Source organism: Billgrantia zhangzhouensis (assembly GCF_021404465.1).
Taxonomy (GTDB): Bacteria; Pseudomonadota; Gammaproteobacteria; order Pseudomonadales; family Halomonadaceae; genus Halomonas; species Halomonas zhangzhouensis.
Map to the genome: position 1 here is coordinate 275185 of NZ_JABFTT010000002.1, position 13962 is coordinate 289146.

The 13962-nt window shown below is 64.0% G+C and carries 10 protein-coding genes; 5 read left to right on the forward strand and 5 right to left on the reverse strand.

Going from position 1 to position 13962, the window contains the following annotated elements; genetic code table 11:
• Position 1 precedes the first annotated feature (1 nt).
• Both HOP51_RS03200 and HOP51_RS03205 read right to left on the reverse strand, forming a co-directional pair.
• Entirely contained in the window at positions 2 to 703 is a 702-nt protein-coding gene (locus HOP51_RS03200) for a pseudouridine synthase (RefSeq protein WP_234272494.1), read from the reverse strand.
• The gene (locus HOP51_RS03205) at positions 703 to 1518 is read right to left on the reverse strand and encodes an amidohydrolase (protein ID WP_234272495.1); all 816 of its coding nucleotides are present in this window, start codon (positions 1516 to 1518) and stop codon (positions 703 to 705) included. Before HOP51_RS03205 ends, HOP51_RS03200 begins: the two co-directional genes overlap by 1 nt.
• 158 nt (positions 1519 to 1676) lie before the next feature.
• Here HOP51_RS03205 and rarD point away from each other — a divergent pair, with 158 nt between their 5' ends.
• Entirely contained in the window at positions 1677 to 2615 is a 939-nt protein-coding gene (gene rarD / locus HOP51_RS03210) for an EamA family transporter RarD (RefSeq protein WP_234272496.1), read from the forward strand.
• 22 nt (positions 2616 to 2637) lie between these two features.
• Here rarD and HOP51_RS03215 read toward each other — a convergent pair whose 3' ends face one another.
• Together HOP51_RS03215 and HOP51_RS03220 are read right to left on the reverse strand one after the other, a co-directional pair.
• Positions 2638 to 4230: a methyl-accepting chemotaxis protein gene (locus HOP51_RS03215; RefSeq protein ID WP_234272497.1), complete on the reverse strand. Its 1593-nt coding sequence runs from the start codon at positions 4228 to 4230 to the stop codon at positions 2638 to 2640.
• 203 nt (positions 4231 to 4433) lie between these two features.
• Positions 4434 to 5708: an O-acetylhomoserine aminocarboxypropyltransferase/cysteine synthase family protein gene (locus HOP51_RS03220; RefSeq protein ID WP_234272499.1), complete on the reverse strand. Its 1275-nt coding sequence runs from the start codon at positions 5706 to 5708 to the stop codon at positions 4434 to 4436.
• A gap of 121 nt (positions 5709 to 5829) precedes the next feature.
• Between HOP51_RS03220 and HOP51_RS03225 the strand changes: the two genes are divergently transcribed.
• The 4 genes from HOP51_RS03225 (at position 5830) to HOP51_RS03240 (ending at position 12555) form a co-directional block, all read left to right on the forward strand.
• The gene (locus HOP51_RS03225; protein ID WP_234272500.1) at positions 5830 to 7542 is read left to right on the forward strand and encodes a SulP family inorganic anion transporter; all 1713 of its coding nucleotides are present in this window, start codon (positions 5830 to 5832) and stop codon (positions 7540 to 7542) included.
• A gap of 278 nt (positions 7543 to 7820) precedes the next feature.
• On the forward strand, positions 7821 to 8981 hold the full coding sequence (locus HOP51_RS03230) for a TAXI family TRAP transporter solute-binding subunit (protein ID WP_234272501.1): 1161 nt from the start codon (positions 7821 to 7823) through the stop codon (positions 8979 to 8981).
• 64 nt (positions 8982 to 9045) lie between these two features.
• Positions 9046 to 11070 (forward strand): TRAP transporter permease, encoded by a 2025-nt coding sequence (locus HOP51_RS03235; RefSeq protein ID WP_234272502.1) that lies wholly within the window; start codon positions 9046 to 9048, stop codon positions 11068 to 11070.
• 57 nt (positions 11071 to 11127) lie between these two features.
• A complete protein-coding gene (locus tag HOP51_RS03240) occupies positions 11128 to 12555 on the forward strand; it encodes an enoyl-CoA hydratase/isomerase family protein (protein ID WP_234272503.1) in 1428 nt (475 codons plus the stop codon).
• Positions 12556 to 12570: 15 nt separating this feature from the next.
• On the opposite strand, the gene HOP51_RS03245 is transcribed toward HOP51_RS03240, so the two are convergent.
• Positions 12571 to 13956 (reverse strand): hypothetical protein, encoded by a 1386-nt coding sequence (locus HOP51_RS03245; RefSeq protein ID WP_234272504.1) that lies wholly within the window; start codon positions 13954 to 13956, stop codon positions 12571 to 12573.
• Positions 13957 to 13962 lie beyond the last annotated feature (6 nt).

Sequence of the window (13962 nt, forward strand, 5' to 3'; positions counted from 1 at the left end):
GTCAGACGAAGGCAGCCACTTCGGCCTCGCTCAGTTCACGCCATTCGCCCGGACGAAGCGAACCCAACGTCAACGGGCCAATCGAAATCCGTTCCAGGGCAGTGACCCGATTGCCTAGCGCGGCGAACATGCGCTTGACCTGGTGGTAGCGCCCCTCGTAGAGAGTCAGTTCAGCCTCGCAAGGGCCAAGCATGGCGAGCTGGGCCGGCAGCGTGGGCTTCTCCTCACCCTCGAGCAGAATTCCTTCCTCGAAGCGCCTGACGGCCTCATCCAGCGCGCCACTCACTAACGGTTCGGCCAGTACGGCGCGGTAGACCTTGGCGCAACGCCTGCGCGGTGAAGTAACCCGATGCGACCATTGGCCATCGTCGGTCAACAGCACCAGTCCGGTGGTATCGACATCGAGCCGGCCCACCGTCTGCAGGCGTTCGGCTTTGGGTAGATCGATGAGATCCACTGCGCGCGGATAGAGACCGCGTCGCGCGCTGCACTCCACGTCGGCTGGCTTGTTGAGCATTACGTAGCGCAATCCAACCAATTCCAGCGTTTGGCCGGCCCATTCGATCCGATCCTCATCACTCACCTGGGTAGTTGGCTGCTTCACCACGACACCGTTGATGCTGACTTCGCCGCGCTGAAGCGCTTTCTTGGCCAGGCTACGGGTCAGATCGGTAGTTTCCGCCAGGAAGCGGTCCAGGCGCATCAGAACCCCACTCCGTCGGCCAGCATGAAATGATCGGCATCACGCCAGGCGGGAAACTTCTCACGGAACGCGTCGAGTTCGGCGCGGGAAAGCGTGGCGGTCTTGGTGAAGGCGGTATCGTGCGGTTCGTCGATGAGCGCCTCGCCCTTGAAGTCGACCAGCATGGAATCGCCGGAATAACGCATGCCATTGGCGTCCTCGCCGACACGATTGACGCCAATGACCGGACACAGGTTCTCGATCGCCCGCGCCTGCAGCAAGATGCGCCAAGGGTGGCGCCGCGGCGCCGGCCAATTGGCCACGCACAGCAGGGCGTCGTACTCGAAATGCTCACCGGGTTCGGGGCACTGACGTAGCCACACCGGGAAACGCAAGTCATAGCAAACGCTAAGCAGAATGCGGAATCCCTTGAGCGTCACGATCACCCGGTCGTGGCCCATGGAGTAGCGCTCGTGCTCGCCGGCCATGCGGAACAAATGACGCTTGTCGTAGCAAACATGGCTGCCGTCCGGGCGAGCCCAGACCAGACGGTTGTAATAATGGCCATCCTCGACGATCGCCACACTGCCTGTTAACACGCAATTGCGTTTGATCGCTTGGTCGCTCAGCCATGCAACGGCACGGCTCTGCTCCATGGGCTCGGCCATTTCACGGGAGTTCATGGTAAAGCCCGTGGCGAACATTTCGGGCAGCACGATGAGATCGGTCTCGTTGCCACCGAGTTCCCCAAGCTGCTCTTCCAGCATACGGCAATTGGCCTCGGGATCTTCCCAGCGCAGGTCGCACTGAACCAAGGTCGTACGTAAATCACTCATGGTGGTTCCCTTGCGGTGTCATCTATCGCGTCAGCCTAACTCAGGCCAGTTACGACGTCAGCCCGGGCCGGGCTTTATCGGGAGCGATGCTTATAGAGCATAGAGATGATTCCAATAGGCTGCTAAGTTATAGCTTTTCTCATGTCAGAGTAACCAGCATGCCCCTGCTGCTCTCGAACGATCGCGAAGCCACCCGCGGTGTCGGCTTCGGTCTTGTCGCCTACATCATGTGGGGCTGTTTCCCGCTGTTCTTTGCCCTGTTCGAGGGCGTTCCTGCCTTCGAGGTGCTGATTCACCGTATCATCTGGTCGTGCCTGTTCCTGGTAGGACTGGTCACGCTGCTCAAGCGCTGGGGGCCCATCCGCAAGGCACTCGGCGAACCTCGTCGCCTGGGGCGGGTGCTCGGCTGTGCCCTGCTGATCGCCATCAACTGGGGGCTCTATATCTATGCGGTGGAAAGCCGGCAGGTCTTTCAGGCCAGCCTGGGCTACTTTCTCACCCCGTTGGTCAACGTTGCGCTGGGCATGCTGGTACTGCGTGAGGCGATGGCTGGGCTGCAGCGTGTCGCCGTCGTGCTGGCGGGCATCGCCATAGCCATTCAACTGATCCTGCTGGGCGAGCTGCCATGGATCAGCCTGACCCTAGCGCTGAGCTTCGGCACCTACGGCCTGCTGCGCAAGCAGGTGCCCCTCGATGGCCTCTCGGGACTGTTCGTGGAAACCCTGCTGTTGCTGCCGCTGGGGTTGACGGCACTCGCCTGGCTCAGCGCCAACGAACTCTCCCATTTCCTGACCGAGCCTCGCATCACGTTGCTACTGATAGCAAGCGGCATCATTACTGCCCTGCCCTTGCTGGCCTTCGCTGGTGCCGCCCGGCGCCTGCGACTCGCCACGCTGGGCTTTCTGATGTATCTCAATCCCACCATTCAGTTCTTCATCGCCTTGCTGGTGTTCCGCGAGTCGCTTGCGCTGGTCCAGCTCGCCACTTTCCTGCTGATCTGGGCCAGCCTGGCACTCTACTCCTGGTCGGCCTGGAACGGCCGTCCGCGCTCCCCCCTGGTACCGGCCGGTACGCTTCAGGAGGGAAAGCGGATCTGACTTCTAAGGGGGCAAGCCCCGCTCAGGCGGTTTCCGGCTTGTAGCCGACCCGGAAGCCGCCCCAGTGCTTGCCGCCCACGTAGATCGGCACGGAGAGATCATGCATGACCTCGCCGGTATCGCGCTTGTAGGTCTGTAGCAGCAGCGGTTGCTCATGGCTCCCGCAGCGTTGACCGGTGGGGTCCTCGTAGATGCGGCGGTTGCGGCAGAACTTGAGATCGTGCTCGTAATCGCCCGTCGGCGGGCGGCTGGATGCGACGTTATGGGTGGGGATATAGCCGCAGCGATCAATACCGATGGCGTAGGCCACTCCCAGGCGCTCGAGCAACGGTTCCTGGATCGGCGGGAAATGCTCGTCGGTAAAGCCGACGAAACCGGTTTCGTACTGCTGCGGGTTGGTACCGGGAATCGGCGTGTACTGGGCGTGGAAGAGAGTCCCTTCATCGAGTTCGCCGCGCTTGATGGCGCTGTCGAGCAGCGCACTAATCTTGGCCGCGGCCTGGCGCGCCGCTTCGAAGACCTGCTGGTGACGTCCTTCGAGCCGCTGCTGGGCGAGAGCCGCGTCCACCGCTTCAGCGCCTGCCATCAAGGCCCGCGCCTGGCTTGCAAGACCATGCATGTCACGGTTGCCCTGCTCGGCATCCTCCTCCAGCGTACCCAGGGTACCGGCAACCCTCTGGGAGTGCCGGTTGGTGTCCTCCATGGCCTCGGCGATGGAGCGAATCTCTCCCTCCACCTGGTCGAAATGGCCAGTCATCTCGGTGAGCTGTTCACCTACCTTGCTCATTTCCTTGGCCCGGTCGCCCACTCGCTGCATCAGGTGGCCGATGGTGTCGACCACACGATGGCTGCTGTCGCCGATGTCACCCACCAGAGCCTCGACGTTGCGAGTGGCATCGGCAGTGCGGCCGGCAAGCTGACGCACCTCGCCGGCTACGACGGCAAAGCCACGTCCATGTTCACCGGCCCGAGCCGCCTCGATCGACGCATTGAGCGATAGCAGATTGGTCTGCTCGGCGATCTCTTCGATCAACGCGGTAACGTGACGCACGCTATCCGCTTTCTGGCTCAGCATGTTGAGCAACTCGAGCGCCTCCTCGGAGCGCTCTGCCAGTGTCTGCATCTCCTCTATGACCTGTCCGAGCGATTCTCGGCTGACATGACTGGCATCACGCGAGCGGCTGGCCAGCGAGGCCACGTTGGCGGCACTGGCGGCCACCTGCTCGATCGCCGAAGTGATCGCCGCCATGCTCGACGAGGCTTCACGAACGGTCTGCTCCTGACGCTCCAGCCGCTGATCCATCCTGTCGGCGTGGTGCGAGACCTCAGCGGAGGCAATAGCCGTGGTGCTGGCCTGACGAATCAGTCCATGCGCCATACGGCGCAGCGAGAGATAATCGCGCGTGACCGGCAGCCAAGCCTGGAGGCGTCCCTCGGCAAGCCCACTCGCATCGGCTCGATACACGGCCACCATGCCGCTCAAGGCCATCATCACGCCGGCTACCAGCCCCAGCCCGGGACCCGCAAAGGCCGGCCAGCCTACCCCGTTCTGATGAGAAAGGAAGAAACCACCGGCAAGCGCGACCGAGGCCAGTAGAAGCATCAGGATCCGCATGGCGTCTCGTCTCTTTGTTATTGGAGAATGTCGAGAGATTAACGCCATGCCAACGATATTCGCATCACCACTTTGGCCTGACAGACGAAAGCACGACTCAAGTCGGTGGTATGCCGACCCGATACCCCCTGTGGCTGGTAAATTGCAACTGGCAAAACGACCGGGATAGGGCGGGCCGCCCCAGTCAGGAGCGGCTGTTGTCTTCAGGCCTGGCTCGCAGCGAGTGCCTGGTCGAGATCGGCAATGATGTCATCGACATGCTCGATGCCGATGGAGAGCCGTACCATGTCGGGCGTCACGCCGGCAGCCGCCAGTTCCTCGTCGTTGAGCTGACGATGGGTGGTCGAAGCCGGGATCGATGAGCAAGTCTTGGCATCACCGATATTGACCAGGCGCAGGATCATGCCCAGCGCATCGTAGAAGCGTGCCCCCGCCTCGCGCCCGCCTTGAATGCCGAAGCTGAGGATGCCCGAGGCGTGACCGTTCATGTAGCGATGGGCAAGCTCGTGGTCCTTGTGGCTGGGCAGGCCGGCATACTGCACCCAGCTCACCGCCGGGTGATTCTCCAGGTACTCGGCCACCTTGAGTGCATTGGCACAGATCCGCTCGATACGAAGCGACAGCGTCTCCAGCCCCTGCAGCAGGTTCCATGCCGCCTGCGCCGAGAGCGCTGCTCCGGTATTACGCAGCGGCACCACCCTGGCACGCGCGATGAAAGCCGCTTCGCCCACGTCACGGGTATAGTGCACCCCATGATAGGAAACGTCCGGTTCGTTGAGCAGCGGGAAGCGCTGCGGGTAATCGGCCCAGGGGAACTTACCCGAATCGACGATCACACCACCGACCGTGGTGCCATGCCCGCCGATGTACTTGGTGGCGGAGTGGATGACGATATCGGCGCCCTGCTCGATGGGCCGCCACAGGAAAGGCGTGGGGACGGTATTGTCGACGATCACGGGAACGCCATGGCGATGGGCGACCTCGACCAGGCGGGCCATGTCGATTACGCTACCCGAAGGATTGCCCACGCTCTCGCAGAATACCGCCTTGGTACGCGCATCGATCAGCGACTCGATGCCGCCAATGTCGTCCTTGTCGGCAAAGCGCACCTCGATACCCTGGCGCGGCAAGGTATGGGCAAACAGGTTGTAGGTGCCACCATATAGCTCGCTGATCGAGACGATGTTGTCGCCGGCCTCGGCGATGGTCTGAATCGCGTAGGTGATCGCCGCCATGCCCGATGCCACCGCCAACCCGGCGATGCCCCCCTCCAGCGCCGCGATACGCTGCTCCAGCACCGCGCAGGTGGGATTCATGATGCGCGAATAGATGTTGCCCTCGACCTTGAGATCGAACAGGTCGGCGGCATGCTGGGCACTGTCGAATGAAAATGAGGTGGTCTGATGGATAGGCACGGCCACGGCGTGCTGGTCGTTGGGCGCATAGCCATGGTGCAAAGCGATAGTTTCGGGCTTCATGACGTGTCCTATGAGGTCGAAGAAACATTCGGTTTATATCACTCGATGCTAACCAAGACTCAACCCATCCACCAATATCGTTTAGTCTGGTCGTTCCTACTCCCTGATACGAAGAGACGGGATGCTCAAGCGCTATCTGCCGATTCTCACTTGGTTGCCCCACTACAATCGTCGCCTGGGAGGGGCCGACATCCTGGCTGGTCTGATCGTCACCGTGATGGTGATTCCTCAGTCGTTGGCGTATGCCGTGCTGGCCGGGCTGCCGGCGGTGGTGGGCCTCTATGCCAGCCTATTGCCTGCCATCGCCTATGCCCTCCTGGGCACCAGCCGGACCCTGGCGGTGGGACCAGTGGCCATCATCGCGCTGATGACAGGGGCAGCACTGTCGGGCGTCGCACTGCCCGGCACGCCCGAGTATGTGGAGGCGGCACTGGTCCTTTCCCTGCTCTCGGGCCTCATCCTGCTGCTGATGGGGCTGCTGCGCATGGGCTTCGTGGCCAACTTCCTCAGCCACCCTGTCATCGCCGGCTTTCTCACTGCCTCGGGCATCCTCATTGCTGCCAGCCAGGTAGGCTACCTGGTCGGCGTCGGGCTCGACGCCCGCGACCTGCTGCCTAGGCTGATGCAACTGGTACGGAGACTTCCCGACGCTCACCTGGAGACGCTGGCTATCGGTATCGGCAGCCTGCTGTTTCTGCTGCTGCTGCGTCAGTATGGGAGGCCGACCCTGCGCCGCATTGGTCTCTCCCAGCCCTTGGCCGACCTACTCACTCGGGCAGGGCCCGTCTTCGCCGTAGTGGCGACCACGCTGGTTACCTGGCATTACGAGCTGGCCGCCGCCGGTGTCGCGGTCATCGGTGATATCCCCCAGGGCTTACCACCGCTTACCCTACCCGGCTTCGACGCCACCCTATGGCAGGCGCTACTGGTGCCGGCGCTGCTGATCAGCGTGGTGGGTTTCGTTGAGTCGGTTTCCATGGGCCAGATGTTGGCCGCACGCCGGCGCGAACGCATCTCGCCCAACCAGGAATTGGTCGGCCTAGGCGGCGCCAATGTCGTTGCCGCCTTGTCCGCAGGCATGCCGGTATCTGGCGGACTGACGCGCACGGTGATCAATTACGACGCCGGAGCACAGACTCCGCTTGCCGGGCTGTTCGCCGCGCTCGGCATCGGCGCGGTGGCACTGTTTCTCACCCCTGCGCTCCACCACCTTCCCATTGCCACCTTAGCAGCCACAATCACCGTGTCGATCATTACCCTGATCGACATTTCCATGATCCGCCAAACTTGGCGCTACTCGCGCAGCGATTTCTCGGCCATGGCAATCACCATCCTGCTGACCCTGGTCGAAGGCGTCGAGACCGGTATCATCAGTGGCGTTGCGCTCTCCATCGGCCTGTTCCTCTACCGCACCAGTCGCCCCCATAGCGCACTGGTCGGGCGTATTCCCGACACCGAACATTTCCGCAACATCGAACGACACGAAACCGAGAGCGCCAACCACCTGGCACTGCTGCGCATCGACGAAAGCCTTTATTTCGCTAATGCCCGCTACCTGGAGGATACCGTCTACGACTTGGTGGCCACACGACCGGAGCTGGAACACGTGGTGCTGATCTGCTCGGCGGTGAACTTGATCGATGCCTCAGCATTGGAGAGCCTGGATGCCATCAACGCCCGCCTCCGGGATTCCCGCGTCACCCTGCACCTGGCCGAGGTAAAGGGGCCGGTGATGGACCGCCTGAAGCGCAGCAACTTTCTCGACGACATGACCGGGCGCGTGTTCCTCAGCAGCTACGCCGCCTGGCGAGAACTCTCGCGCCCTCCCGCATGACACCGCAGACGACGGCGAGCAGTGATGCGAGTTCTGCGGCTGAACTTGCCTAGACCTTTGGTTGCACAAACCCTTTTCAGCTTCAGCTAAACCATGCCAAGCCCTTAGTTTTCTTGGCCGCTGCTCCCTCCCTGAGGAGACATTCCGCCTAGCGGAAAAGCCTATAGCGTCTCATCCGCAAGCATGCGTTGACACTGTCGCGGCGCCTTTCTAGTATCGATTGCAGTTTCGGAATCAAATACCGCATAGCAAAACAAGAACCGATACAGGAGACTCCCATGCGCCAGCTGTCCCAATCCCGCGCGCTTATCGCCCTTCCGCTTTCGCTGCTCTCCGCCGGCGTGACCCAGGCCGCCGAGGTCGAGCTGCCGCACACCATGGCCTGGACCGCCTACGGCACCAACTCCAGCGGCTATGCCCAAGCCGTGGCCATCGGCAACATGCTGCAGAACCATTACGGCACCTCGGTGCGCATCCTGCCCGGCGACAACGACGTTTCGCGCATGACGCCGCTCAAGCAGGGCCGCGTCGACCTGTGCGCCTGCGGTATCGCCAGCTACTACGGGGCCGAGGGCGTAATGATGTTCGCCCACCCCGACTGGGGCCCCCAGCCCATCCGGCTGCTCACGACTTCCACCGCCTCCTTCGGCCTGTCTCTGGCGGTGGCCGGCGACCTCGGCGTCGCGACCCCGGCCGACCTGGCCGGCAAGCGTATCGCCTATATTCGTGGTGACGACGCCCTCAACAAGGGCACCGAGGCCTACCTGGCCTTCGGCGGGCTGACCTGGGATGATGTCGAGCGTGTCGATTACCCCGGCTATGCACGCTCCTTCGACGGCATCATCGCCGGCGATGTCGACGCTTCTTTCACCACCACCGTGACGCCGCCCGCCCAGCAGCTCGCCAGCAGCCCCCGCGGCGTCAGCTGGCCGGTGCTCGACCCTGACGATGCCGAGGGTTGGGAACGCATGCTGGCGGTGGCGCCCTACTTCCAGCCCCATGAGGTCACCGCCGGGGCCGGTGACGTCAGCACCGACAACCCCGTACCCAGCGCCAGCTACCCCTATCCTATTGTGGTAGCCAACCAGGACCTCGATGACAACATTGCCTACGGCCTGATCAGGGCGCTGCAAGACAACTACGACGACTACAAGGATGCCGCGCCCGGAGCGATGGGCTATGCCCTGGAGTACCAGGACCTGACCTGGGTGCTGCCGTTCCACGACGCCGTGGTCGAGTACTACAAGGAGATTGGCGAATGGACCGATGACATGCAGGCGCACCAGGACTCGCTGGTCGAGCGCCAGTCATTGTTGCTTGAGGCCTGGAACGCCTTCATCGAAGACGCTCCCTCCGACGAAGAGGAGTTCCGCGATGCCTGGATGCAGGCACGTGCCACGGCCTTGCGCGAGTCCGGCTTCGAACCAGTCTTCGAATGACCGCGCCATCAGCGATTGATTTCGGGGCGGCTATGCCGCCCTTTGCCGCCTCACGGATGCTGCCATGACCACCGCTAATATCCCCCCCGAGTCGCCACGCCAGCTCAAGGAAAAGGTCACCCATGTCCGCCCGCTGCCCACCGCCCTGCGCTGGATCCCCGGCGCGGTGACGGTCGTACTGATGGCCATGACGTTGGACTACTTGTTCAACCTGGGCTGGCTGCGCTTCGTGACCGGACTGGAGACGCAGTTCTACTACGCCGTGGTGGCCCTGCTGCTGCCGCTGGTCTATCTGCTGTGGCCGATCCTGCCTTCGCGGCAACACCTCCCGGTGCCGTGGTATGACTATCTGCTCAGCGCAGCCACCCTGGTCGTCGGTAGCTACTTCGTCTATCACGCCGAATCGATCCTCGAGCGCGGCTGGGCCTTTGCCGCCCCCGATACGGCCATTCTGGCCAGCTATGCCTGGTGGCTGTTGATCGTCGAGGCCGCCCGGCGTGCCGGCGGCTGGCCGATTGCCATGATCGTGGCGACGTTCTCGCTCTACCCGCTGGTGGCCGATATCGTGCCCGGGCCGATCCAGGCGTTTCCTTCCACCCTGGAGGAGACCGCCATGTACCACACCATGAGCACCGAAAGCATCATGGGCGTACCGCTGCAGGCCTTCGCTGGTCTGGTCATCGGCTTCCTCGTCTTTGGCGTGGTATTACAGAAGAGTGGCGGCGGCAAGTTCTTCATCGACCTGGCCTTCGCCCTGCTGGGCCACGTGCGCGGCGGCCCAGCCAAGGTGTCGATCTTCTCCAGTGGGCTGATGGGCTCAATGAGCGGCAGCGTGATCAGCAACGTGCTGACCACCGGCGTGCTGTCGATTCCCGCCATGCGCCGCATCGGCATGGGCCGTTCGTTCGCGGGCGGCGTCGAGGCCTGCGCCTCCACCGGTGGCGTGCTGATGCCACCGGTCATGGGCGCCACCGCCTTCGTCATGGCCATGTTCCTCGACGTGCCCTATGCCGCCGTGGCCCTGGCGGCGGTGATCCCCTCGATCCTCTATTTCCTCGGCCTGTTCATCCAGATCGATGCCTATGCGGCGCGCCACGACATCAAAGGCTTGCCTGCCGTAGAACTGCCCTCGGTCGTGCAGACCCTCAAGGAAGGTTGGTACTTCATCTTCGTCTTCGCCCTGCTGGTGTGGATGCTGCTGGTGATGCAGCGCGAGGCCGTGGCGCCTTTCTATGCCACCGCGCTGCTGCTGGTGCTCAACCAGTTCTCGCGTCGCAACCGCTGGGGGCTGCGCGAACTGGGCGAATCGCTCTCTTCGGCGGCCAAGCTGTTCGCCGAGTTGATCGCGATCCTGGCCGGCGTCGGCATGCTGGTCGGTGCACTGTCAATGACCGGACTCTCCGGCACCATCGCCAACGACTTCATCCATATCGCCGGCGGCAGCGTGCCGCTACTGTTGATCATGGGCGCCCTGACCAGCTTCGTCCTCGGTATCGGCATGACCGTCACCGCGGCTTATATCTTTCTCGCCGTGGCGCTGGCGCCGGCGCTGATCCAGGGTGGCGGGCTCGATCCCATGGCGGTACACATGTTCATCCTCTATTGGGGCATGCTCAGCTTCATCACCCCGCCGGTGGCGCTGGGCGCCTTCGCCGCTGCCACCGTGGCCGGTGCCCGCCCCATGGCCACGGGCCTGCAGGCCATGCGCCTGGGCAGCGTGATCTATTTCATTCCCTTCCTGTTCGTGCTCAACCCCGCCTTGATCATGCAGGGGGAGGTATCGCAAATCGGTCTGGTCTTCATTCAGGCCGTGATCGGCATCGTGCTGTTCGCCTCCGCCATGCAGGGTTACCTGATCGGCGTGGGCCGGCTCGGTATCGGCGTCCTGCATGAGATCCCGGCCCGCGGACTGGTGCTGGTGGCCGGCCTGCTGTTCGCCCTGCCCGGCGGCGGCATGGTGCCGCTCAGCCAGATCGAACTGGTGGGTAGTGCGATGGCCGCCCTGCTGCCTGCCATGCTTCTGGCACGCTGGAGCCAGCGCCACGCAGGACCGCATGCGGCGAAGATGGCGCATCCCATCGATTCTTGAGGTTGCGTGCATGTACCATTCATTCAAACCGATGCCTTATACAGGGAGCCATACAGCATGACGTCCCCCGTCGCCTACCAGCGCCACGATGAGATTGGCGTGATCACCATCGACAATCCGCCTGTCAATGCCCTGGGCCAGGCCGTGCGCCAGGGGTTGATGGAAGCCGTCAGCCAGGGTAACGATGACCCACAGGTTAAGGTACTGGTGCTGGTCGCCCGTGGCCGCACCTTCATTGCCGGAGCCGACATCCGCGAATTCGGCAAGCCACCGCAGGCGCCCGTTCTGCCGGAGGTGATCGCCCATCTCGAGGCCAGCGTCAAGCCTATCGTCGCCGTGCTGCACGGTACGGCGCTGGGCGGTGGACTCGAGGTCGCGCTGGGCTGCCAACTGCGTGTGGCACTGCCTGGGACCCAGGTGGGGCTACCCGAGGTCAAGCTGGGGCTGCTGCCCGGCGCCGGCGGAACCCAGCGGCTGCCGCGCCTGGCCGGCATCGAGGCGGCACTAGATCTGATCACCAGCGGGCGCTTCGCCGCTGCCGACGAGGCGCGGTCCCTGGGTATCGTCGATGCCGTGCTCGCTTTCGACGACCCGCTGAAGGCAGGCCTGGCCGCCGCCCGTGAAATCGCCGACGGCACCTGTACGCCGCGAATCACCGGCGAGCTGCCGCCGCCGGCCGCCGTCCCCAAGGCGATCGCGCGCTACCGCGCCAAGCTGGAAGCCGAAGTACCCGAGCTCTTCTCGCCCTTCCGTTGCATCGAGGCGATCGCTGCCAGCTGCGAGGGCAGCCTGGCCGAAGGCCTGCGCCGCGAGCGCGAGCTGTTTCTTGCCTGCATGGAGTCGCCCCAGCGCGCCGGCCTGATCCACGCCTTCTTCGCTGCCCGTGCGCCACACAAGGTGCCAGAAGCAAGCGAGGCCCCCGCCCTGACACGCCTGGCCCTGCTCGGCGAGCATCCCCTGTTCGACAAGCTCAAGGGTAAGGCTGAGCGGGCTGGTATCGAACTCAGCGAGCGGGCCGACGATGTCACCCAGGCCTGCCTCATCGCTGCCGGAGCCGACGCGGCCTGTCCGACCCACGGCCTGCGTATCGCCCTGCTTGACGTGGCAGCGGCGCACGACCTCGGCAGCGTCGACGCCGACCTAGCGCTGATCGTACCTGCCGAGGGCAGCCTGGCCGAGCTGGTAACGCTGCGCGCCGATGCGACCCAGCAGCAGACCGTGGCCAATCTGCTCAAGAACCTTCGCCAGGGAGTAGCGGTCAGCCGCCAGGGCAGCCTGCTCGCCACCCTGGCAAAGGCGGCACGAGACGACGAGACCAACCCGCACGTCGCCATGGAAGCAGCCAGCCTGATGCTGGCCGAACGCGGCTGGGCCTACCGCACCAGCGATATCGACCTGCTCGCCATTGAGGCGTTGGGCTACCCGCGCCACTTGGGCGGCCCCCATCGCCAGGCCCGCTTGGCAAGGGAAGAGCAGCACGGCTGAAGGCAACACAAGTCATTACCAGGCCGCGAGCAGGAACCAACCGGCCAGCAGCGGAATGCAGGCGAGCAGGAAGCGCCCATTCCAGCAATAGCCGATGCGGCTCGATGCGATTCCGGTGAAGCGCGACAGGATCAGCATCGAGGCCGTCATCGGCGATGACATCATCGCCAGCGCCCAGCCCACCATCAGCGATGCTCCGAGCAGTGCCGGCGGCAACCCTTCAATGGGCAGCGTCGGCACCAGTCCCACCAGCAGCGTCACGGTGACGATGGGGTTGATACCGACCTGGGCCAGCCCCATCACCAACAGCATGGCCAGCACGGCGTTGGCCGCCCCCAGCGGCTGCATGGCGACCATCAATGGCCCAAGGCTCTCCACCGGCACCAGCGCTACGCACAGGTGCCCAAGGTAGCCTGCCGCCCCCAGCACCACGACCTCGTTGGCACTCGGTGCCAGCAGCCATGGCAACTGGCGATGCAAGCTGGCCAGCGCCGCCGGCACGCCCAGCATGCCAAGCCGGCGACGCTGCCAGGCGAGCCAGGTGATCGCAGCGAGTGGCGCGCCCATCAACACGGCGATGGGCAGCCGCACCTGCAGCGCCCAGGCCAGCAAAAACACCAGTGAGACGACACCCAACAGCAGCAGGCAGAACTGCCCCAACGGCGCCGCCGAGGGGGCCGGGCCGACGACATGAGCGGGATGCGGGCCGGTGACATGATCGACGCCCCACCCCACCAGGAAGATGAGCAACGCAGCGCCGATCACATAGGGAGCGAGGTCGAGCCAGCGCAGCTCGGGCAAATTGGAGAGTACCACCGCCACGCCGATACCCATGGGCGAGATCAGCGGGGCCAGCGAGAAGCCGCGCAGCAGGGCCAGCATCATCCGTCGCTGGCGTACCTGCCGCACCCAGGCGCGGCCCTGGGCCGCCGCCAGGGTATTGCTCTTCTCGATCATGCCGGCGAACAGGTTGAGTACGCCGATATTGAGAATGATGCCGAACAGCGCCGAGCCGGCCGAGAGGATCGGGTAGCGCCGTCCCGGCGGTTGCAGTAGCATCGCCTCGCCGCAGCGGCGCACCAGACGTGAGCGATAAGCGGGCAAACGCAGCAGGCTGAGCGCCACCACGAAGGTGGCAAAGAAAGCGAAACGGCCGGCTGCCTCGAACAGCAGTCTGCCGGGAGCCTCGCTGCGCCATAGAACGACCACGCTCAGTGCGGCAGCCGCTGCGAGCAGCCAGCGCGCCATGGACGACAGATGCCGGATCACGCCGGCCAGATAAAGGACCAGCGCCAATACTGCCGTGCCCTGCAGCCAGGCGCTGGTGAATACCAGGTGGCCGAGGGTCGTCAGGGTCACCAACACCAGCAGGCTGACATGCAGCCGAACCGGTGCTTCCATCAATGG